Here is a 23,551-nt window from a genome sequence, read left to right as displayed (position 1 = left end):
CCCTGCCCTTGAATGGCTTACTTCTTAGCGCGCTCTTCGAGCATTGCTACTGCTGGCAGTACTTTGCCTTCCACGAATTCGAGGAATGCGCCGCCACCAGTGGAGATGTAGGAGATCTTGTCAGCGATACCGAACAGGTCGATTGCTGCCAGGGTGTCACCACCGCCTGCGATAGAGAACGCTTCGCTGTCTGCGATTGCGTTAGCCACGATTTCAGTCCCTTTGCGGAAGTTCGGGAATTCGAACACGCCAACAGGACCGTTCCACAGGATAGTTTTTGCGTTTTTGAGGATTTCAGCCAGTTTCTGTGCAGAAACGTCGCCCAGGTCCAGAATCTGCTCTTCGTCTTTGATGTCGTTTACAGATTTCAGGGTCGCGGTTGCGGTTTCGGAGAACTCAGTCGCGACGCGAACGTCAGTTGGAACCGGGATATCACAGGTACCCAGCAGGCGTTTGGCTTCGTCAACCAGGTCTGCTTCGTACAGGGATTTACCGACGTTGTGGCCCTGAGCGGCAACGAAGGTGTTCGCGATACCACCGCCAACGATCAGCTGGTCAGCGATTTTAGACAGAGAATCCAGAACGGTCAGTTTGGTAGAAACTTTAGAACCACCAACGATAGCGACCATCGGACGAGCAGGCTCTTTCAGTGCTTTACCCAGCGCTTCCAGTTCGTCAGCCAGCAGAGGACCGGCACACGCTACGTCTGCGAATTTACCGATACCATGGGTAGACGCCTGAGCACGGTGAGCCGTACCGAATGCATCCATCACGAATACGTCGCACAGTGCAGCGTATTTTTTGGACAGGGTTTCGTCGTCTTTCTTCTCGCCTTTGTTGAAGCGAACGTTTTCCAGCACAACCAGCTCACCGGCTGCAACGTCAACGCCGTCCAGGTAATCTTTCACCAGGCGAACCGGGTTGGACAGTTTGTCTTTCAGGTAATTAACCACTGGCAGCAGAGAGAACTCTTCGTTGTACTCGCCTTCAGTTGGACGACCCAGGTGGGAGGTGACCATCACTTTCGCGCCCTGCTTCAGAGCCAGCTCGATGGTTGGCAGAGATGCACGGATACGCGCGTCGCTGGTCACTTTGCCATCTTTAACCGGTACGTTCAGATCGGCACGGATGAAAACGCGTTTACCAGCCAGATCCAGATCGGTCATCTTAATTACAGACATGGTGAATCCTCTCGTTGATTCTTAAAGTTTTGCAGACGCACGATGCGCCTTACCTGAAACCTTGAGCAGCCATTGCTAACGTGGTGTCGAGCATTCGGTTAGCAAAGCCCCATTCGTTATCACACCAGACCAGCGTCTTGATAAGGTGTGCGCCACTGACCCTCGTTTGCGTGCCATCGACGATGGCGCTGTGCGGGTCGTGGTTAAAATCTACTGAGACCAACGGTAATTCCGTATAGTCAACTATACCATGAAATGCCCCCTGTGCCGCTTTTTGCAGCAACAGGTTGACTTCACAGGCTTTTACCGGTTTTTTCACCGTCACGCTAAGGTCGATCGCGGTGACGTTGATCGTCGGGACGCGCACGGCAATCGCCTCAAAACGATCGTTGAACTGCGGAAAAATTCGGGTAATCCCAGCAGCCAGCTTTGTATCCACCGGAATGATTGACTGGCTCGCTGCACGCGTGCGCCGTAAATCCGGGTGGTAAGCGTCAATGACCTGTTGATCGTGCATGGCGGAGTGAATCGTGGTCACGGTGCCGGACTCAATGCCATACGCATCGTCTAACAGTTTGATGACCGGAATAATGCAGTTGGTGGTACAGGAGGCGTTGGAAACAATGCGATGTTCGGCTTGCAGCTCATGCTGGTTGACGCCAAACACGACGGTCGCGTCGAGGTCGTTACTGCCGGGATGGGAGAACAGAACTTTTTTCGCACCTGCAGAAAGATGCGCTTCGCCATGTTCGCGATTGCCATACACACCGGTACAGTCAAGCACCACATCCACACCCAGTTCACGCCAGGGTAGCCCGGAGATGCTGTTCTCATGCAGCACACGAATAGCGTCATCACCCACAAAAAGCTGATCTCTTTCCTGGCGCACATCCCAGGCAAAGCGTCCGTGGCTGGTGTCATACTTCAACAAATGCGCCATGCCCGCAGCATCCGCCAGTTCATTGATTGCCACCACGGTCATTTCCGCCCGACGTCCGGATTCATACAAAGCACGAACCACATTACGCCCGATGCGACCGAAGCCGTTAATCGCTACGCGTACGGTCATAGATCTCCTGCAAAGCAATCCCTGAGTTTGAGGTGGCTGAAAGAGTAATCCAGCTACGCCCGAAGGGGAATCCTTGCTGTCACAAACTGCGATTGATTGGTCATTTGTCGAACATTTAATCGACTGAAACGCTTCAGCAAGAATAAGCGAATCGGGGAATAAAAGGAATGTCTGTCCAGATGAATAAGCGAGCTATATGACTTGCGTCACATTTTAGGTGGAATAATGCTGCTTACAAAAAAGCCGGGTGGCGCGCTAGCGCTTACCCGGCCTACTTTCGAGCCATTTGTAGGCCCGGTAAGCATAAGCGCCACCGGGCAAAACGGCGATTACAGCAGTTCTTTCGCCTTCGCGACAACGTTCTCAACGGTGAAGCCGAACTCTTCGAACAGCAGTTCTGCCGGAGCAGATTCACCGAAGGTGGTCATACCGACGATAGCGCCGTTCAGGCCCACGTATTTGAACCAGTAGTCAGCGATCCCCGCTTCCACTGCCACACGGGCGGAAACCGCTTTAGGCAGTACGGATTCACGGTAAGCCGCATCCTGCTTGTCGAACGCGTCGGTAGACGGCATGGAAACCACGCGCGCCTTCACGCCTTCGGCAGTCAGTTTTTCCCATGCGGCAACAGCCAGTTCAACTTCAGAACCGGTAGCGATGAAGATCAGCTCTGGCTGGCCCGCGCAATCTTTCAGCACATAACCGCCGCGCGCGATGTTCGCCAGCTGCTCTGGGGTACGTTCCTGCTGCGCCAGGTTCTGACGGGAGAGGATCAGCGCGGTAGGACCGTCCTGACGCTCAACGCCGTATTTCCACGCCACCGCGGATTCAACCTGGTCACATGGACGCCATGTGCTCATGTTCGGGGTCACGCGCAGGGAAGCCACCTGCTCTACCGGCTGGTGAGTTGGGCCGTCTTCGCCCAGACCGATGGAGTCGTGGGTATAGACCATCACCTGACGCTGTTTCATCAGCGCCGCCATACGCACGGCGTTACGCGCATATTCAACGAACATCAGGAAGGTAGAGGTGTACGGCAGGAAACCACCGTGCAGGGAGATACCGTTGGCAATCGCAGTCATACCGAATTCACGTACACCGTAATGGATGTAGTTACCGGCAGTGTCTTCGTTGATTGGCTTAGAACCGGACCACAGGGTCAGGTTAGATGGTGCCAGGTCAGCGGAGCCGCCGAGGAATTCAGGCAGCAGAGGACCGAACGCTTCAATGGCATTCTGAGACGCTTTACGGCTCGCGATTTTAGACGGGTTCGCCTGCAGCTTAGCGATGAATTCGTTCGCTTTCGCGTCGAAGTCAGACGGCATGTCACCTTTCATACGACGGGTGAATTCAGCCGCTTCCTGTGGGAAGGCTTTCGCGTAAGCAGCGAACTTCTCGTTCCATGCCGCTTCTTTTGCCTGGCCTACTTCTTTTGCATCCCACTGAGCATAGATCTCAGATGGGATTTCGAATGCAGGGTATTTCCAGCCCAGCGCTTCGCGGGTCAGTGCGATTTCCGCGTCGCCCAGCGGCGCGCCGTGGGAGTCGTGCGTACCCGCTTTGTTCGGAGAACCGAAGCCGATGATGGTTTTGCACATCAACAGGGACGGTTTGTCCGTCACTGCGCGCGCTTCTTCTACTGCACGTTTAATCGAGTCAGCATCGTGGCCATCAACGCCACGCACAACGTGCCAGCCGTAGGCTTCGAAACGTGCAGCGGTGTCGTCAGTGAACCAGCCTTCAACGTGACCGTCGATGGAGATACCGTTGTCGTCATAGAATGCAACCAGTTTACCCAGCTTCAGGGTACCTGCCAGGGAGCACACTTCGTGAGAAATGCCTTCCATCATGCAGCCATCGCCCATGAACGCGTAGGTGAAGTGGTCAACGATGTCGTGGCCAGGACGGTTGAACTGCGCCGCCAGGGTCTTCTCAGCAATCGCCATACCCACAGCGTTAGCAATACCCTGACCCAGCGGGCCGGTGGTGGTTTCTACGCCAGCGGTGTAGCCCACTTCCGGGTGACCTGGAGTTTTGGAGTGCAGCTGGCGGAAGTTTTTCAGCTCTTCGATAGGCAGATCGTAGCCGGTGAGGTGCAGCAGGCTATAGATCAGCATAGAGCCGTGGCCGTTTGACAGCACGAAGCGGTCGCGGTCAGCCCATGATGGGTTCTGCGGGTTGTGGTTCAGGAAATCGCGCCACAGAACTTCGGCGATATCAGCCATACCCATAGGGGCCCCCGGGTGGCCGGATTTGGCTTTCTGTACTGCGTCCATGCTCAGCGCACGAATAGCATTAGCAAGCTCTTTACGTGAGGACATTTTAACTCCAGATCGGACTGTTAAAGGCCATGCCCTTGACGACAGCGCGTTTTGGGCTACGCCGGAAAAAAGTGCCAACAATGTAACCCAAGCCGCAAGTCATGTACATGGAGCATTCTTTTGCTTGTTAAGAAATCTCTGGATCATGCTCGCATGTTGCGCAATCTGCTCGCCCGGCCCTGTAGATATTCCTTATACTTAGCCCGACACCGGCTTCGCTGACGGTGCACTTTTCGGATTTTATTCAGATTAACGAGTACGGAAGCAACCTCATGAAAATGCGTGCAATAGTGCTGGCCCTGGGTACAACGCTCCTGCTGAGCGGCTGTCAGAATATGGACTCTAACGGTCTGATGACGTCAGGCGCAGAGGCCTTTCAGGCCTATTCCCTGAGCGATGCGCAGGTAAAAGCGCTGAGCGACCAGGCCTGTAAAGATATGGACGGAAAAGCCACGCTTGCGCCGGCTAACAGTACCTACACGCAGCGTCTGAATAAGATTGCTTCCGCGCTGGGCGATAACATCAACGGCCAGCCGGTGAACTACAAGGTGTACATGGCGAAAGACGTCAACGCCTTCGCGATGGCAAACGGCTGTATCCGCGTTTACAGCGGGCTGATGGACATGATGACCGACAACGAAGTGGAAGCGGTTATCGGCCATGAAATGGGCCACGTTGCCCTGGGCCACGTGAAGAAAGGGATGCAGGTAGCCCTGGGCACCAATGCCATCCGCGCAGCGGCGGCCTCTGCAGGCGGTATCGTTGGCAGCCTGTCGCAGTCACAGCTGGGCGACGTAGGTGAAAAGCTGGTGAACTCTCAGTTCTCCCAGCGCCAGGAGTCCGAAGCGGATGACTACTCCTACGATCTGTTGCGCAAACGCGGCATTAATCCATCCGGTTTAGCCACCAGCTTCGAAAAACTGGCCAAGCTGGAAGCGGGACGTCAAAGCTCTATGTTTGACGATCACCCTGCCTCAGAAGAACGCGCACAGCATATTCGCGACCGTATGGCCGCAGACGGAATTAAATAATTTCAGAAGGAGGCAGTTTTGCCTCCTTTTTATTTCGCATGAATTGTTAACTTAACAGCACGTATCGATAACACCCCTGAAAGCCCCGCCAAATCTGCCCTGTCACATCGAAACACCTGGTCACATAATTATTGCAAAGGTCACTTTTTCCGGTAATTATCCCCCCTGCAGTTATTCAATTAATATATCCAGACAGAGACGTTCCCTCCGTGAAAAAAGAATTATCATTAATTGCTTTAAGTTTATTTGCCGCATTACCTGCCGCTGCAAGTCAGCAATCCGACAGCCAGGGTTTTATTGACGACAGCCATCTGGACCTGTTTTTACGCAATGCGTATATCAGCCGTGATTATCATCAGGGCCAGCAGGACAAAGCCGAATGGGGTCAGGGGATCATCGCCACGTTTGCATCCGGCTATACCGAAGGACCGGTTGGCTTTGGTGTGGACGGTATTGCTCAATACGGCGTGCGCCTGGACGGCGGCCGCGGCAAGAGCGGCGCGGGCGGCATCGACTTCTTTAAGCAGGAAGACGACGGCCGGGCAAAATCCGATCTGGCAAAGTTTGGCGCAACCGCCAAAATGCGCATCTCGAATACCGTACTGAGCTACGGGAATCAGCGACCAGAATTGCCTATCGTGAATGCCGACAGCTCCCGCCTGCTGTTTGAAAGCTATACCGGCACCATGCTGACCTCAAAAGAGATCGATGGTCTGGAAATCAATGCCGGTTATTTCACGGACGAGCAGCGTAAAAGTGACGACCGCCACGACAGCGGGCTGAAGAGCCTCTCCTTCGGCGGCGCGAGCTACCAGTTCAACGACCAGTTCAGCGGCGCGTTTTACGCCTCTCACAATGAAGAGGTGATGAACAAGCAATATCTGGGCCTGAACTTCAAACAGCCGTTCAGCACCGGGCAGCAGCTGGTGCTCGACTTCAACGGTTATAACTCCCGTCTGGACCAGAGTTATGCGGACAGCCTCGACACGGGCCGCAGCAACGCTATCTGGAGCCTGGCGGCGAGCTACATCTGGGATATCCACACGTTCAAAGTGGCGTACCAGCAGAGCAGCGGCAGCACCGGCTACAACTACGGCGGCTACCGCGACCAGGGCGGCGTGGGTGATGGCGGTAACACCATCTGGCTGGCAAACTCCTACTGGTCTGATTTTAACGGCGAAGATGAACGTTCCTGGCAGGCATCCTACGGTCTGGACTTTGGTGGCCTTGGCCTGCCGGGTCTGAGCTGGACCACCGCCTACGTGCGCGGGGATAACATCAAAACCGCAGAAACCAGCAACGGCAAAGAGCACGAGTGGTTTAATCAGATCCAGTACCAGGTGCAGGATGGTCCGGCGAAGGATCTGAAACTGAAACTGCGCTATTCCGTACTGCGCGTCTCCAGCAACGCCAGCGATTATAACGTGGGTGGGGACGAGATCCGCGCTTACGTGGAATACCCGTTTAACGTGTTTTAAAGGCAATAAAAAACCTCTCCAGGGAGAGGTTTTTTTACGCCAGAAGAGGCTTATTCGCCTTTTTTGGCTGCCTGGATGTAGAGCATTTCCAGAGCCAGGGTCGCTGCGGCCAGCGCAGTGATCTCGGACTGGTCATACGCAGGCGCCACTTCCACCACGTCCATCCCGACAATGTTAAGATCCTTCAGGCCGCGCACCAGCTTGATGGCACGGTCTGAGGTCAGGCCGCCGATCACCGGCGTACCGGTACCCGGTGCAAATGCCGGATCCAGGCAGTCGATGTCGAAGGTCAGATACACAGGCATATCACCCACGATCTGCTTCACCTGCGCGAGGATGTCATCAACACCGCGATCGTTAACCTGACCCGCATCCAGCACGGTGAAGCCGTTGTCTTTGTCGAATTCAGTGCGAATACCGATCTGCACGGAGTGGTTCGGGTCGATCAGACCTTCGTTCGGCGCGGTGAAGAACATGGTGCCGTGGTCAAACTCACAGCCGTTGGCGTAGGTGTCGGTGTGGGCATCGAAGTGCACCAGCGCCATTTTACCAAAGTGCTTCGCGTGGGCGCGCAGCAGCGGCAGGGTCACGAAGTGGTCGCCGCCGAAGGAGAGCATGCGCTTACCGGCAGCCAGCAACTTCTCGGCGTGGGCCTGCAGCTTTTCGCTCATCTCACGCGCGTCGCCAAAGGCGTACACCAGGTCACCGCAGTCCACCACGTTCAGGCGCTCGCGCATGTCGAAGTTCCACGGGAAGCGGTTGTGCTCCCAGGCCAGGTTAGTGGAAACCTGACGGATCGCCGCCGGGCCATGACGGCCACCCGCACGGCCTGACGTTGCCATGTCGAACGGCACGCCGGTGATCACCCAGTCCGCATCACTGTCGTACGGCTGGAAGTTCATCGGAAGGCGTAAAAAACCAAACGCGTTAGATACCAGAGAGTTATCGTACTGATGACCTAAAGTGCTCATGTCCTGTCCTCGTATCATAGATAGACGATCGTTGCTAAAGGTGAAAAAAAATCCCTTCCGCGTCGTTAAGCCCGACGAGGAAGGGATCGTTTCATATCGTAATGCTGTATGGCGCTAAGAATAGCGCCTGAATCCATTAAATTCAAGCGACTCATAAATACAACATATATAGACAACCCATCCTATTCATCAAATAAAATCATAGCCATAAAAATATTATAATCTTTACAATCCATATATTTTCCAAGTGAATATTTAATTCATCCCACCATCTATTTCGCCCTTGTAATTCAAAGAAAAAAACACCTCATACCATATTCATACATACATAAACAGCATGAGACAGTCTCAATTCGGAATTTATTTAGTTTCATCCTGTGGTTTTCTCTTTTTTTACTCCCTACAATCCCGCCGCTTTATTAAAATTTATGTCTAAATGGAATTATCTATGAACAAATATTTAAAAATTGGTCTTTTTACCATTCTGGCGGGAGCGGGTTCTGCAGCAGCGGCAGAAGATGGCACAATTACCTTTGACGGAACGATCAGTGACGCCACCTGTATTATTACAGGCGGTGACGCACAGGGTGAATCCACCTCTCCTGATTTCACCGTGCATCTGCCAAGCGTCAGCACCACCGCGCTGGCCACTGCGGGTCAGCGCGCGGGAGACACGCCATTCTTCATTAAACTGAGCGGCTCAAATTGCACCAACAACAAAGTCGCCAGCGTCTTCTTCGAACTGGCACAGAGCACCAATATCAACACCGCGACCGGTAACCTGAAAAACACCGTTACCACGGGTGGTGCCGATAAAGTTGAAATCGGTCTGTTAGATTCCAGCAAAGCTGTTTTGGATCTGAACACCGCAAACAATAACCCGAAAACAGCGGTCATTTCGGGTAATACCGCTCGCTTCGACTACTGGGCGCAGTACGTTGCCACCGGCGGTGCGGCAACGGCCGGTAAAGTCACCACTGACGTCATTTATTCCATTAAGTACCAGTAAGACCTTTGAGCAGTGGGAGTTATCCCACTGCTTTCCCTGCCACATTTAGGAACGTTGAGCCTGATGGTCAGTAATATTCTCAAAGTAATGTTAATGGTGACATTGACGTGGTTCCCCTGCGCCAACGCCACTATACAAATTTTAACAACTCGTGTGGCATTCAATGCAAACGAGAGTGAACAAACCGTTCGCGTAAATAACCTCAGTAAAAACCCGGAGCTGGTGCAGGTCTGGCTTTCCAGCACCGACAAAACCGATGGGACGGAGAAGGAGAATCTTCCGTTCTTTATCAACCCTCCCGCTGCGCGCGTAAACGGTCAGAAAGGGAAAGTTTTCCGTATATTCCAGACAGAGGAAGCCGCAGGAAAATACCCGAAAGATCGCGAAACCCTGCTCTGGCTAAACGTGCTGGATATTCCACCTGAACTGCCGGAAGAGGCGGATCGGAATCAGATAAAAATGGCGTTCCGCACGATGATCAAATTTTTCTATCGCCCTGCGGGCCTGAAAGGCAATCCCATGCAGGCGGGCGACGATCTGAAGTGGGAACTGCGTAAAGTGGCAAAGGGCTACGACGTGGTGGGAACCAATAATTCGCCTTTCCACGTGAGCATGACGAGCGTGTGGCTAACGAATGCCGACAATAAAGACATTGAGATCCCCGGTGACATGATTGTCCCTTATGGAACGCTGGTTTATCACTTTCCGCAGGTGAGCGCAGTGAGTGGACGCGGCATATTTAAATACAATTATATCACTGATTTAGGCGCATATATTAAGCGCACCTATAACTTTTAACTTTTTATACGTTCTACCTTTCGGAAGGTCAAATGTCCGCACGCCATAATAAATACAGGCTTCTCAAAAAAGCGAAAAGTACCCTTGGCCAGATAATGATTCTGGCATTGTGCATTTCAGGCCAGGTTAACGCAGAAACAGAAAAAAAAGCGGTAAACTTTTCTCGCGGCTTTATGAATTTCTATGACAGTGGATTAGACCTTAGCCAGTTCGACGGGGTAGATAAAATCCAGCCAGGTGATTACAAACTGGAAGTATTTAGCAACTTGCGGAAATTAGGAACCTGGCCCATTTCATTTATTCCGGCAAACAATACGCAGGGCGTAAATGCCTGCATGACGCCGGAAATGATTATCCGCTTTGATGTCGATACCAGCAAACTGCCGGAAAACTGGAAGACGGGCCGCTGCCTGATCCTCGAAACGCTTATCCCCGGCGCCACCGTCACCTACAACCAGGATGATGAGCGCCTGGATGTCACCGTTCCGCAGGCGATGCTGCTCAATACACCAGAGGGTTATATCAGCCCTGAACTATGGGATGACGGTGAACCTACCCTCATGGCCTCCTACGCGCTGAGTGGTTCAAGCACGCGCAACCGTGAGTTAGGTGAAACCAGCAACTATCTCTTTGGTAACCTGCAAACCGCTATGACGCTCGGTGCGTGGCGTTTTGTAACCTATGACACCCTGAACCTCGGCAATGATATTGAGGATGAAGGGGTCGATCATCTGCAGGCATTTGCCAGCCGGGGAATTGCGGCCTGGCAATCTGAAGTGGTGCTGGGCGATCTCAACACCAGCGGGGAGATGTTTGATACAACGGCCATTCGCGGCGTCAGACTCGCCACCGACGATCGCATGCTGCCGGATTCCGTGCGCAGCTATGCGCCTGTCGTTCGTGGTTTTGCCAACAGCAACGCGACGGTCACCATCAAGCAGTCCGGCAGTACCCTCTATGAAAAAGTGGTTCCCCCAGGCGAGTTTGCCATCAGCGATCTCTATGCAACGGGCTACAACGGCGATCTGGAAGTCACCGTCAAAGAGACCGATGGCACCATCAATTCCTTTACCGTCCCCTACTCCAGCGTTCCGCAGCTGCTGCGCGAAGGCTATTTTCGCTATTCGGTCTCCTCGGGTGAAATCCGCAACACATTTCTTGCCGATGATCCGTGGATGACGGAAGGCACGCTTCAGTACGGTTTGCTTAATAATCTGACCGGTTACGTAGGCGCTCAAACCGCGTTTGATGGCGATTACAACGCCCTGCTGGGTGGTGTGGCTATCAATACCCCGCTGGGGGCATTAGGCCTGGACGTTACCCGCTCTTATACGAACTTTAACTCCAGCACCGGGAGCGATGACTGCGGCTCACTGTGTGACATGTCCCTGCGTATCAGCCTTGCTAAAAATCTTTCCGAAACCGGGACAAATTTCAGCCTGGTGGGTTACCGCTACTCCAGTAAAAATTACTACTCGCTGTCGGATGCCGTCAGCGTGAAGCAGGCGCTGGAGCATGGTAACGACCGATATTTACCCGAACGCTATCGTGAACGCCTGGAAGCAAACATCAACCAGATGCTGCCTGCGGGTTGGGGAAGTTTCTACGTCAGTGGTTTCATCGGCAACATCTGGAACGATGAACTGGGCCGCACGGAAAAATCCAACTACGCGCTGGGATACAACAACCGGTTTGGCTCGTCGACCTGGGGCATTTCGCTTGGCCGAACCAACAATGAAGACGGTGGTCACGACGATACGATCTACCTGAGCGTATCTATGCCGCTCGGCCATCGTTATGAAAAACAGGCTCGCCTGGGAGCAAACTTTAGCTACAACAGTGATGAGGCCACCATCCGCACCTCGCTCAGCGGCTCGGCCGGCGAGCGATCGCAGTATGGCTTTAGCGGCTATTTCAGCGAGTCCAGCAGGCCGGAAACCAACTTCGGTACCAACCTGTCTTATGTGGGCGATAGCGCTTCCGGCGGCGTCGCGTTCAGCCAGTCCCTCCATAGCTTCATGGGCGGTTTGAACATGAACGGTGGCGTGGTTGTGCACCGTGGCGGTATCAATTTGACCCCAACGTTAGGCGACACCATTGGCGTGATAGAGGCCAAAGGCGCTGAAGGGGCAAGAGTTTACCCTGATTCAAATGCGGTCATTAAAGATAACGGCTACGGGATTGTCGGCTATCTGACGCCTTACAGATACAACGATGTCTTCATTGATCCAAAAGGTACATCAATGAGTGTCGATGTAGAGGATACGCGTAAGAGCATTGTGCCAACCGCCGGTGCCGCCGTGCATATCAAAATGGAAACACTGCAGAAGCAACAGACCTTTGTGCGCTTCACACATGCCTCCGGGCAAAAGATCCCCTTCGGCGCATCCATTACCGATGGTAGCAATACCACGCTCGGTATGGTCGGACAGGGTGGCCTGGCAATGCTGACCTTACCTGAACCTGGCAAGCCGATCGTTATTAAATGGAATAGTAATAAGGTGATGAACGCGTGCTCAGCAGAAGTCAATCACCTTTCTGATAACAGAAACACCCGCAACATGAATAAAGCCGCCTCCTTTAATGCGATAGATATTCTCTGCAAAGGCCTTTAACAGAAAATGAATAAATACATTACTACTCTGCTTTATCTCGTTTTATTATCCGTTTTATGGATGTTTACCCTTGAAGCAAAAGCCTCAGCGTGCAGACTCGAAGGCGTGGAAAAGGTTTTAAATATTACAGACGACATTACGTTAAACCCTGCGGATAAAGGCTCCACTGGAACGGTCTTATGGTCGAAAACGTATACTGCACCTAACATCAAATATATCTGTGATGAATCAACGCAAACGCAGTGGCACACCGCTTACAGCCGAAATTATCTCTCTTCCTCGGTAGATAAAGTCTATACAACCGAAATTCCGGGTATCGGTATTCGGATGAAATGGCCAGCCAACGCAGGGAACACCTGGGTGCCGGGTAACTCCGGCTCTCCGGTGACCTGCAGCCCGAGCTGTTCTATCGACAACAGCACCGTATTGGTAGAGTTCGTGCAGACAGGTAATATTAATCAGGGAGAATCCGAGATCCCTGCCGGCGAAATGGTTAACGTAAAAGTCAAACCTTTGCTCACGCCAGAGGATGCGCTTCGTATTCTTACTATCAATTTCTCAGCGCCAATTAAAGTAAATACGCGTTCATGTTCCATTTATCCCTCGTCGACCAACGTCGATTTGGGGACCTACAGTATTGCCTCATTCCAGAATACGCTAAATTATCAAGGTGATAAAAAGGACTTTTCTATTACCATCACATGCCCGGAACAGGCACAAGTTGGCTTAACTTTCTCTTCCCTGATCAATACCAAATTCGCATCAATGAACGGTCTTTTGGGCGTCGAGACCGGCGAAGGCTACGCGAAAAATTTCGCGATTATGGTTTACGAAAAATCCAGCCCTTATGTCTCATCGGCCCTTGTTCTTGGAAAAGAATACCCTTTCCAGGTTTCATCCCGCTTAACTAAAAACTATCAGGCCCAGATATTCGTTCCTGCCGAGGTTAATCGCGAAAACTCATTAAGTGCTGGCAGGGTGGTCGGCGCAATTCAATACACCATGGCTTTAAGATAATTATCAAGGAGAGATTCGTGCTTCAGCGTTTTTCAAAATATGCACTTTTATTAGTGCCGTTCATTCCTGTGGCTCACGCTACGGCGGCACTCCCTGGTCAGCAAAATAAACAGGAACTGGATCGTCTCGAAAGACAAACCAGCCAGGCATTAATAGAAGAAGCCAAGCGGACCGAGCAGTTAATCCAGCAACAAAAAAAAATGCGCGAAGCCGGAGATCAAACCCTGGCCAGCAGCGACTCGAACTGGAAATTTCAGGTCAATCATATTGTCATCCTTGATGATACGCAGTTTGACAACTCACCGCAGCGTCAGGCGATTATCGATCGCTATGAGGGCAAAATGCTCGGTCGAACAGAAATATTTGAACTGGCCAAAGAACTGACCGATTTTTATATTTCTCGTGGTTATGCCACGACGCTGATTGGTGTTGAGCCCGGTAATATCAAAACGGGCACACTCTCTCTGCGGGTGATGTGGGGAAAAATACACGATCTTAAGGTTAACGGGCAAGCGCCGTCCTTCCGTGAACGCACGCGCATGTTCACTGCCTATCCTTTTGCGCAAGACAAGATTCTGAACATGCAGGATGTCGATCAAATGGTCGAAAACCTGCTGCGCGTTTACCCTAACGACAATATTGAAATTCAACCGTCTGTTATAAACAGCTATTCCGATCTTAATCTGCTGCACGTGCCTGCATTCCCTCTTTCGGTCACCGCGGGTCTTAACAACTCTGGCTTTAAGGCTGACGGCTGGCAGCAGTATTATGGCAGCGTAACCGCTAAAAACATTGCCGGCATCAATGATATTTTCAACGTTTATTATTCATGGAATAACCTGAAGAATAACCAGGATAATCAGGATTCGTGGTCAACGAGTTACAGCATCCCACTGGGTTATTGGTCGTTTGACGCGCTTTATTACAAATCCAGCTACGACAAAACGCTTGCCGGCAATAACGCCAGCTACGCTTCTGACGGAGATTCTGACCGTGCTTCTCTGCGTGTCAGCCGCATGCTCGGCCGTAACGCCACGGGTAAAACCAGCTGGTGGGCAAAAGTTGAAAGACGTAATAGCAACAACAGCATTGAAAACCAGCGTATAGACGTCAGCTCTAAAACCTATACCTCGATTTCGTCGGGCGCTACCTGGGTCGGCGCTCTGATGAACGGCTGGTTCTATGGCGATGTGGGCGTGACGGCAGCGGTTCCCTGGTTTGGTTCCGCCTGGAAAAACGATGCCGACCTTAAAGGGTTTGACCTTGATTACGTCAAGTACAACGGCATTGCCAGCTGGACGCGTCCGCTTTTTCAGTCTGGCCGTTTAGGTGGCGTGTATGAACTCAACGCAGGGTTCCAGTACACCCCGAACGTACTGGTTAGCGATGCAAAATTAACGCTGGGCGATGAATTCACCGTACGCGGCTTCAAGGACGATAGCCTGCTGGTTGATAGCGGCGGCTGGATCGCCAATACCCTGCAGTTTCCATTCGATGTTGGCGTCGGCGGTATCTATCAGCTTATTCCCTATGTAGGTTATGACCTGGGCTTTGCCAAAGATAATTGCCCGAAAGGCGTCAACGTATGTGATAGCCAATTCATGATGGGTGGCTCTGTCGGGATTAAAGCTACCGGTAGCCATTTTTCAACGTATGTCCTCGCGGGCTGGCCTATAAAAAAACCAGATTCACTGGAAGAGAATACCGTCGATAACACGGTCGTTTATTACAAGATGGAAGTAACGTTCTAATTTAAGGAATTTTTATGAGCAATAATAAAACCTCAAAAACGAAGCTAACCGCAGGGAATTTGCATAAACACCTTTGCCCACTTTTTATTTCAATAGCGGGTATTCTCGCAGCTAATGCCGAAGCCGCAACGGTGCCGGATGCCAGCCAGAGTAAAGGGCCAACAATGGGTCAGGCGGCTAACGGCACGCCAGTCGTGAATATCACCGATCCGAATGCGAAAGGCGTCTCGCATAATAAATTCGACCAGTTTAACGTTGATAAAAATGGCCTTATTTTTAACAACAGCATGCAGGATGGTGTGTCTAAGATCGGGGGTTACACGGTTAAAAACGCCCAGCTTGAGCATGAAGCAAAAGCAATTATCAGTGAAGTGACGGGAGCCCAGGCGTCCTATATTAACGGGACGATGGAAGTCTTCGGCAGAAAAGCGGACGTGATCGTTGCTAACCAAAACGGTATTAGCGTTAACGGCGCCACCACCATTAATGCCAACAGCCTGACGCTGAGTACCGGTAAGGTGCAGATGAAAGAGGACGGCAACTATAAACTAGCTGTTGAAAAAGGCACCGTGTCTCTCACAGGGCAAGGCATTTCTACCGAAGGGCTAAGCTACTTCGACATTGTCAGCCGAAGTGCAAAACTGGAAGGTGAAATTGCCGGCCAGGCGGACGTTAAGGTAGTTGCCGGGCAGAACGATTACGATCTCTCCAGCCGCCAGCACACGACTCGCGCCACGGGTGACGGCCATACGCCGGATGTCGCGATTGACGGTCGGGCGATGGGGTCAATGTACGGTGGTAAAATTCAGCTTATCAGCACCGAATCCGGCGCAGGCGTCCGTCATGAGGGCAGTATTATTGCCACGGGTGACATTGAGATCAGTGCGAACGGCGACGTGACGCTGACAGGTTTACGCAGCGATAAAAATGTCACTGTCAGCGGCAACAATATTGCCCTGAACAAAAACAGCAGCGGCACCGGAAGTACAGAAGCGCAAAATAATATTATCCTGCATGCGCTCTCTGGCATGACGGTGAATAACGACGTTATCTCCCGTAACGGCACAATCCGAATTGATGCCTCAACCCTGCTGCAAAATACGGCTGCTATCATTGCGCAAAACAGTGCCACAACAGCGGTACCCGCCATTCAGATTAATGTTGCCGGGCAGTACACCCTTTCCGGAAAACTAAAAGCGCTGGATGCTAACGGCGCTGTCATTTCCGGTGGCGTCGTGACGTTAAAAAATGGCGATTTTGTCGTCATCCAGAATGGCCAGCAGGTGCCCTTCAGCACCCTCGTCTCCGATGCGGAGATCGTCAGCAACAGTGGTAATGTCAACGTTACCGCGGGCAGCATGACTAACAATGAAGGCGTTATTCTCGCGAAGAAAGGGACGCTGCAGTTCAACCTGACCGGTGCGTTTGAAAACAAGGGTTCCGTCAGCGCCACAGGGGATATCTGGATTGCATCAGGTTCAATGAAGAACAATGGCATCCTGTATGCCAGCAACGCCCAGACGCTGTCTGTCGGCCATCTCGACAACGCAGGCCGCCTCTACGCGGATAAAAACCTGGTTATGACCGCCAGCGCCCTGAACAACAGTGGTCATATTGGCGCTAATAGCGGTGAGATACGCATTAAGGTCAACGGTGAGGTTTCAAACAGCGGCACCCTGAGCGGTAACGATGCGCTGATCTTCATTGATGCCGACGGTAACATCGTCAACGACGGCACCATTGCCAGCAACAAGCATGACGTGACGCTGGCATCCGGCGGCGACACGCTCAGCAATACCGGACGTATTGCAGGACGTAATGTCTCCACCCAGACCCGTAAAGCCAGTGCAACCGTCAGTAACAGCGGCACCATCAGTGCCAGCGAGAAACTGACCATCGCAACCGCGAATCTGAAAAACCAGGCCGGCACGCTGAGTGCGACCACTGACATGCAGCTTGATGTCAAAAAAGAGCTACAGAATAGTCAAAAAGGCAGCATTATTGCCGGGAAGAACCTCACCATAAAGGGTGACGGCGCGCTGGCAGTACACAATGACGATGGGCTGATCCAGGGCGATAATATCAATGCCAGCGGAATTTCCACCCTCTCTAACACCCATGACGCGCTGATTGCGGCAAGAGAAAACCTCTCCGTTACAGCGACATCGTTGCTTAACGACGCCTCAACCATTCAGGCCGGTAGCCTGACGCTCGATCGCGTCAGCACCGTCGATAACCTTAACGCCGCCACGCTGTATGCCAGCAAGACGCTGCAACTTACCCATCTCAACACGCTGAATAACACCGGCAGTTTTGTGATTTCTGACGGCACGCTGTCACTGTCCGATGTGAACACCCTCAATAACACTGAAGGTGCAACGCTATTCGGTGCTGGAAATACCACGCTGAGAAACGTAGGTACCCTTAATAACAGCGGCGCATCGATGATTAAATCGGATAATGCGCTCTCGATCGCGACGACCACGACGCTTAATAACAGCAGCGATGCAGTGATTGCCTCTGAGGGCAATCTGAATATCAGCGGCGTGAAGACGTTAAACAACCGCTCGGTGATTATCGGCAATGGCAATATCGCGATCGATGCCGTTGAGGAGCTGAAAAACGACGGTGTGGTTCAGGCAGGTCTGGATCTGATTATTCGCAACGTCAAAAACCTGGCCAACACAGGTGAAGGGCATGTTTTAGCTGCACTGCGTAACCTGACGATTGAAGACGTTGAGTCGCTCATCAACAGCGACGGCGCGGTCATCTCCGCCAATATGCAGACGGTGCTGAACGCCATCGGCGTTCTGACCAACCGCACGGCCGGTGTCATTCAGGCTGTAAACGGCCCGCTGGAGATTGTCGCCAACACGTTGAGCAACATTGGCAGCCTCACCGCAGAGGACGGGCAGCAGTCGGTGTCCACTCTCGTGGCGGGCGGCGACATTACGATCAATGCGCAAAACATGCTTAACACCGAACAGGCGGTGATTGTGTCGACGCAGAGCGATCTGTCAGTTAATGTCGCTAATAATCTGATCAACGCCAATGCAGCGGTACTATCGGGTGCCAACAATACGAACCTTAACGTAGCGGGCGGGACGATTAGCAACGAAAAAAATGCCCTGATCGCCGGGAATAACATCACGATTAATGCCTCGCAGCTGAATAATCATGATTCCGGCACGACCTCTGCCAGAAACGACCTCAACATCCATACCGGTTCATTCAATAACATCAATGGCATCCTCGAAGCGGGTCATGATTTATTGCTCAAGGTAAAAGACTCCATCGCGCTGAATGACAATAACCGCAGTATTCGTGCAGGTCATGATATGACGCTCAGCACGGAAGGTACGCTGTACAACAACACCATGATGGAAGCCATCGGCAACCTGACGCTCCAGGCAGACGGTAAGGTGATCAACAGCAAGTCTGTGGTCACGGGGGGTGATTTACACATCAACGCTAATGAGGTAATGAACAACAGCAACAGCCTGCTCTGGTCGTTAGGGAAGATGGATATTAATGCCCACGACGGTGCCTTTGTTAATGACTATAACGGTAACGTGCTGAGCATGGGTGACATGTCGCTCATCGCGAAAACGATTATCAACTCCGCCGGGATCATTCGCTCCGAACAGAACATCAATATTGATGCGGCCTCTCTGGAAAACCAGAGCACCTATACGGGTGGCACCATTTCGCAAACCCAAACGCAGGATGCCGTGGGTCAATGGGCCGGTATTGATAATGTGATGACGCAGGTCAGGATTACCACGGTTCTGCACATCCCGGTTCTGGCGTCAGATATCGCTATGAGTAAGCTCGGCGAAATCAGCGCCGGGAAAGATATTAATATTAACCAGCGCGGCATTTTCGACGAAAAAGAGGTTAAAAATAACGGCGGCCTGATCCAGGCGGGACGTGATATCACCATCACGGGTAATCTGCTGAACTCGCCAACCTATACCTCCGAATCCATGTATGACTATCTGAATCTCATCCTTGAGCAACCGATAGTACTGACCGACTACTGGAAGGTGGCAGCAGAGCACTACACGACGCTGACCTTCAACTCGCTCTATCAATACCTTGATTTCATCTTTGGTGACGGCGCACCTGCAACCAAAAGCGGTACCCAGGATCCAAACAGAGAGCGTAGCTATAAATCGCTTCTCGACGCCGCGAATGACTCAACCCAGCTCAACTACGTCATGAGCAAAGTGTTTGGTGAAACGTGGAATTCGCAAGATTACGCGACCCTGAACACGGCATGGCATAACCTGGTAAGCAATGACACCAGCATTACCCCTCTGAAGACGAATATGATCTACTTCGTGCCTTCAGAAAAAGGTGAAATCACGGCGGGTCGTAACTTTACGCACAATGGCGGCACGCTGGATAACGGCCTGGCTAACGCTGGCACAATCAAAGAAAACGCCAAAATTGAGAATATCGACGTGGGTGACTACACCATCGACACCGCCGTCGCGGGCTATGATGTTGCCATCAATACCAAAAAGCTGAATGAACTGGCCATGGGGATCAGCCCACTGCCGACCATCAAGGATTTGGTCTCTCTGCCGGGCATGTTTGAAGTCACTGACGAATTCAAAAAAGCCTCTGAGGCGGCGAAAAACGGTACCGAATACAGCGGCCCGGCCAACCACATCATTCCGATTTTCGAAACGCGCCCGGAAATGATCGATCAGAGCAAGTACAGCGGCTCTGACTACTATTTCGACAAGGTGGATTACACTACCACCGAAACCGTTAACGTCATTGGCGATAACTACTTTATCTCCGAACTGATTCGTCGAGAGATCAGCCGCTCCGTAGGCAGCATGTTTGCGATACGAGACGGTCTTGAAGGCGATGCGCTGGTACAAAACCTGATGGATAACGCCGGTATTGCGGCGAAAAACAGCGATCTAAATCTGGTGGTGGGACAGCCTCTGAGCGAAGAGCAGCGCAATGGGCTGACCCAGGATATCGTCTGGTTCGTGAGCCAGAACATCAAAGGGACGGAAGTGCTGGTGCCGGTGGTCTACCTTTGCCCTGAAACCCTTAGCCAGCTGGCTAACGGTGATATCAGTAAAGGCACAGCGTCCATTGCAGCCGGAAATAGCCTTTCAGTTGATGCCACCGCCATTAACAACGTGAACGGTACCCTCTCCTCTAAGGGTGACGTCACGCTGAAATCCAAAGGGGATATTAACAACATCAGCAATGCGACAGATGCTGGCATCTCGGCGGGCGGTAACGTCTCAATGACGTCGGAAAATGGCAGCATTGCCTCAAACGGCGCGGCAGTGAACGCCGGTGGCGACATTGACATGAAGGCTGAAAAGGGCGACATCACCCTGACCGCATCTGTCGGACACGGCGAAGACGGCAAGCAGAAGATTCATGCGCACGATGATGGCGTCACCGCAGGCGGCAGTATCAACATGCAGGCGAAAACCATCACTTCCAACGCGGCTGATATTACGGCAGGCCAGGACGTGAATATGAAGGCGAGCGAAGGTGACGTCACCTTCAACGACCTGCATCAGATTGATTCTAACCGTACCATCAATACCGAGATCAACGGTCTGTCCAGCTATACCACCACCGACACCAAAACGGTGACCGGCGAAGCTATCGGCGCAACCGTCAAGGCTGGCGGCAATGTGCAGATTGATGCCAGCAAGAATGTGGTCATCGAAGGCGGCAGCATTGACGCGAAAAGCGGCTCCATCAACGCGGCAGAAAACGTTGAGATAAAGACGTCTGAAAACGTGTCCGCTGAGGAACACACCACACAGTCTCGCCAGTTTGTTGCTGAGGCCGGCATCAGCGGCGCCGGTAAATCCGCCTCGGCTTCCTACGGCAAAAACGACGGCACCACAAAAAATACCACCTCTGGCGACTACACCAGCGCAGGCGGTAATTCTGAAACCTCCGCGATTGGTGCCAAACCGGGCCGCGCACCGATCACCGATACTGCCGGTTTCAGGGTGGGTATGGAAGACACAACCGATACCGTGTCGACCCAGAGCAAGCAGAACACCAACGCGTCCATTAATTTTACCGATTCCGGTTCCGTAAATGCAGGAAAAACGGCGGATATTGGCGGCGCTGACCTCTCCGCTGGAGATAAGCTCAGCATTAACGCGAAGGATGTCGCAAGCACCAAATACGAGGATGAAACCAAAACCACCGTCACACATAAAGACCGCTTTGTCGGTGTTTCAGGTGAGGCCCACAGTGCGGTAGTTGATGCGATCGACAAAACCGGGAATCTCATTGATAAATCGCAGCAAGGCCAGTCGATTAACAGCGGAACCACGACGGCGGAAGTGCTGGGCGATGTGTCCAACATCATGCTAAACGATCTTGCTGGCGGCTCCGTCACTTTCGGCGGGAACACGACAAAAACGAAAGAAACGCGCACCGCAACGGCGGAGAATACCACCAATATTAATGCTAAAAACGTCAGCATTAATTCGACCAACGATACCACGCTCAACGGCGTGAACGTGAACTCGCAGAATACGGAGATCAATGCGGGTGGTAATGTGGACATTAACGCAGCGAAATCAACAACCTCTTACACCAATGAAACCGAAAAACACAAAGGCGGTCTTACCGCAGGCGTGGGAGTGGATATAACTGGCGCAAGCGGCGGTATTTCAGTCGATTACAACGGCAGTACGGAACACGGCTCGGGTAACTCTACGTCGTATAAGAACAGTACTATCAACGGCAACACGGTGACAGTGAACGCTGGCGGTGATATGAACATGAAGGGCGCTAACATCGATGCAGAAAAAGCGGATGTTAACGTTGCAGGCGATATGAATATCACCTCCGTGCAGAATACCGAGCACACCGAAAGCAGCCGCGGTAACTGGGGCGCTTCTGTGGGCATCTCCGTCTCGGCAGCGGGCATCATCCCGAACGCGTCCGTCAACGGGGGCGGCGGCTCTGAAAGTTACGATTCGTCTAAAACAGCGAAGCAATCCGGTATCAATACCAGCGGCGAGCTGAATGTGAAAACCGGAGGCGACCTCAATATGACCGGGGCTAATCTGGTATCTCAGGATGGCACCGGATCGGTGAACGTTGCGGGTGATATCAATGCGAAAACGCTGGAAGACCACGTTGAGCAGGATGGTCTGTACGGCGGTGGCGGCATTGGCCTGAGCAATGGCGTAGTGCCTTCCGGTAACATCTACGTCGACACCGTGGATGAAATTCACTACAACGAAACGCAGAAATCCACTATCGCCGTGGGTGACACCACCAGTGCGGCAGTGAATGGCGATCTCAATACCAATAAAGATGAAATGTCGGTTGTCACGCGTGATGAGAAAGAAGCAGGAAATAACATTTCCTACACGCTTGCCGATCCGGGGATTCGTAAGAAGAAGAAAAGCGGCGCTGACGCAGACAGCGATACTCCAGCGAAGCCGGATGACGGCCATACGGACGATGGCGGCTGCCCTCAGAAGTGTACGCCGACTAAGCCAGGCTCAACGCAGCAGCAGACGACAACCACGACGCGTACAACGTCTGATTCTCAGCATATGACGATTGAGAAAACGACGGCGACAACGACCTCCACGTCCGCCTCTTCGGTGGTCCATAAGGAGGCCGTCGCGTCTGAAACCGCACGCAGTGAAGCCGTGCCAAACGTTGCGCCGTCAACGTCCCAGCCGCTGACGCCAAAAGCGAAACCAGAGGCCGCAACGGTTACGCCAAAAGCGAAACCAGAAGCCACAACGGTTACGCCAAAAGCGAAACCAGAAGCCACAACGGTTACGCCAGTGAAGAAATGGGCCGTACCGGAAACTAACTATCCGGTGCTCTCTCCGGGCTCTGCAACGGGTAAAACCGGTAAAGACATGCCGAAAACACCGGACCACAGGAAGTGGAATGGCGACATGACCAACGGCGTTGCGCCATCCAGCAACACCAAAGGCGATGACGTCAAGCTCTCGCCGGGTTCGTCCACCGGTCAGACCGGGATGGATATGCCGAAAACGCCGGAACACAAGCAGTGGAATGGCGACATGACCAACGGCGTTGCGCCATCCAGCAACACCAAAGGGAATGAGGTTAAGCTTTCTCCGGGGTCGTCCACCGGTCAGACCGGGATGGACATGCCGAAAACGCCGGAACACAAGAAGTGGAATGGCGACATGAGCAAAGGTGCGATGAACGCGCGTCCACAGTGGAAGGCGTTGCAAATCGATCGACCGATTGATATCTATGCTCCGGTAACCATTACCTTCACCGACGAGCAGTACAGCTAAAACA

General features: G+C 52.4%; 12 protein-coding genes. 8 read left to right on the top strand and 4 right to left on the bottom strand.

The window, feature by feature from the left end; genetic code table 11:
• Positions 1 to 17: 17 nt before the first annotated feature.
• The 3 genes from pgk to tkt form a co-directional block, all read right to left on the bottom strand.
• Positions 18 to 1,181, bottom strand: coding sequence for a phosphoglycerate kinase (gene pgk, locus C6A40_RS06500; protein WP_008499732.1), 1,164 nt, complete (start codon positions 1,179 to 1,181; stop codon positions 18 to 20).
• Positions 1,182 to 1,230: 49 nt separating this feature from the next.
• Complete coding sequence (gene epd, locus C6A40_RS06495; protein ID WP_032675470.1) at positions 1,231 to 2,250, bottom strand: erythrose-4-phosphate dehydrogenase; 1,020 nt, start codon at positions 2,248 to 2,250, stop codon at positions 1,231 to 1,233.
• Positions 2,251 to 2,579: 329 nt separating this feature from the next.
• A complete protein-coding gene (tkt, locus tag C6A40_RS06490) occupies positions 2,580 to 4,571 on the bottom strand; it encodes a transketolase (protein ID WP_021242065.1) in 1,992 nt (663 codons plus the stop codon).
• 272 nt (positions 4,572 to 4,843) lie between these two features.
• Between tkt and loiP the strand changes: the two genes are divergently transcribed.
• Positions 4,844 to 5,602 carry a metalloprotease LoiP gene (gene loiP, locus C6A40_RS06485; protein WP_021242066.1) on the top strand — a complete coding sequence of 253 codons (759 nt, stop codon included), beginning with the start codon at positions 4,844 to 4,846 and terminating at the stop codon, positions 5,600 to 5,602.
• A 209-nt stretch (positions 5,603 to 5,811) separates the two neighbouring features.
• Positions 5,812 to 7,080 carry an OprD family outer membrane porin gene (locus C6A40_RS06480; RefSeq protein WP_008499736.1) on the top strand — a complete coding sequence of 423 codons (1,269 nt, stop codon included), beginning with the start codon at positions 5,812 to 5,814 and terminating at the stop codon, positions 7,078 to 7,080.
• Positions 7,081 to 7,130: 50 nt separating this feature from the next.
• On the opposite strand, the gene speB is transcribed toward C6A40_RS06480, so the two are convergent.
• Entirely contained in the window at positions 7,131 to 8,051 is a 921-nt protein-coding gene (speB, locus tag C6A40_RS06475) for an agmatinase (protein WP_008499737.1), read from the bottom strand.
• 448 nt (positions 8,052 to 8,499) lie between these two features.
• Here speB and C6A40_RS06470 point away from each other — a divergent pair, with 448 nt between their 5' ends.
• The 6 genes from C6A40_RS06470 to C6A40_RS06445 all read left to right on the top strand — a co-directional run bounded on the left by C6A40_RS06470 (position 8,500) and on the right by C6A40_RS06445 (position 23,547).
• Positions 8,500 to 9,060: a fimbrial protein gene (locus C6A40_RS06470; protein WP_008499738.1), complete on the top strand. Its 561-nt coding sequence runs from the start codon at positions 8,500 to 8,502 to the stop codon at positions 9,058 to 9,060.
• Between the two features lie 93 nt (positions 9,061 to 9,153).
• Entirely contained in the window at positions 9,154 to 9,858 is a 705-nt protein-coding gene (locus tag C6A40_RS06465; protein WP_225828762.1) for a fimbrial biogenesis chaperone, read from the top strand.
• 32 nt (positions 9,859 to 9,890) lie between these two features.
• Positions 9,891 to 12,473: a fimbria/pilus outer membrane usher protein gene (locus C6A40_RS06460; RefSeq protein ID WP_052686624.1), complete on the top strand. Its 2,583-nt coding sequence runs from the start codon at positions 9,891 to 9,893 to the stop codon at positions 12,471 to 12,473.
• A 6-nt stretch (positions 12,474 to 12,479) separates the two neighbouring features.
• Positions 12,480 to 13,490, top strand: coding sequence for a fimbrial protein (locus tag C6A40_RS06455; RefSeq protein ID WP_023294518.1), 1,011 nt, complete (start codon positions 12,480 to 12,482; stop codon positions 13,488 to 13,490).
• A 17-nt stretch (positions 13,491 to 13,507) separates the two neighbouring features.
• A complete protein-coding gene (locus C6A40_RS06450; RefSeq protein WP_045335225.1) occupies positions 13,508 to 15,241 on the top strand; it encodes a ShlB/FhaC/HecB family hemolysin secretion/activation protein in 1,734 nt (577 codons plus the stop codon).
• A gap of 14 nt (positions 15,242 to 15,255) precedes the next feature.
• The gene (locus tag C6A40_RS06445) at positions 15,256 to 23,547 is read left to right on the top strand and encodes a two-partner secretion domain-containing protein (protein ID WP_045335224.1); all 8,292 of its coding nucleotides are present in this window, start codon (positions 15,256 to 15,258) and stop codon (positions 23,545 to 23,547) included.
• Positions 23,548 to 23,551 lie beyond the last annotated feature (4 nt).

It is taken from the genome of Enterobacter sp. GER_MD16_1505_Eko_090, assembly GCF_003331015.1.
GTDB classification, from domain to species: Bacteria; Pseudomonadota; Gammaproteobacteria; order Enterobacterales; family Enterobacteriaceae; genus Enterobacter; species Enterobacter roggenkampii.
Note: the sequence above shows the minus strand (reverse complement) of the source record. Positions and strands in the feature narration are given on the sequence as shown.

Bases quoted from the DNA above. Each gene is read 5' to 3' on its own strand.
- pgk (WP_008499732.1), bottom strand. From the start codon at position 1,181: ATGTCTGTAATTAAGATGACCGATCTGGATCTGGCTGGTAAACGCGTT.
- epd (WP_032675470.1), bottom strand. From the start codon at position 2,250: ATGACCGTACGCGTAGCGATTAACGGCTTCGGTCGCATCGGGCGTAAT.
- tkt (WP_021242065.1), bottom strand. From the start codon at position 4,571: ATGTCCTCACGTAAAGAGCTTGCTAATGCTATTCGTGCGCTGAGCATG.
- loiP (WP_021242066.1), top strand. From the start codon at position 4,844: ATGAAAATGCGTGCAATAGTGCTGGCCCTGGGTACAACGCTCCTGCTG.
- speB (WP_008499737.1), bottom strand. From the start codon at position 8,051: ATGAGCACTTTAGGTCATCAGTACGATAACTCTCTGGTATCTAACGCG.
- C6A40_RS06470 (WP_008499738.1), top strand. From the start codon at position 8,500: ATGAACAAATATTTAAAAATTGGTCTTTTTACCATTCTGGCGGGAGCG.
- C6A40_RS06465 (WP_225828762.1), top strand. From the start codon at position 9,154: ATGGTGACATTGACGTGGTTCCCCTGCGCCAACGCCACTATACAAATT.
- C6A40_RS06460 (WP_052686624.1), top strand. From the start codon at position 9,891: ATGTCCGCACGCCATAATAAATACAGGCTTCTCAAAAAAGCGAAAAGT.
- C6A40_RS06455 (WP_023294518.1), top strand. From the start codon at position 12,480: ATGAATAAATACATTACTACTCTGCTTTATCTCGTTTTATTATCCGTT.
- C6A40_RS06445 (WP_045335224.1), top strand. From the start codon at position 15,256: ATGAGCAATAATAAAACCTCAAAAACGAAGCTAACCGCAGGGAATTTG.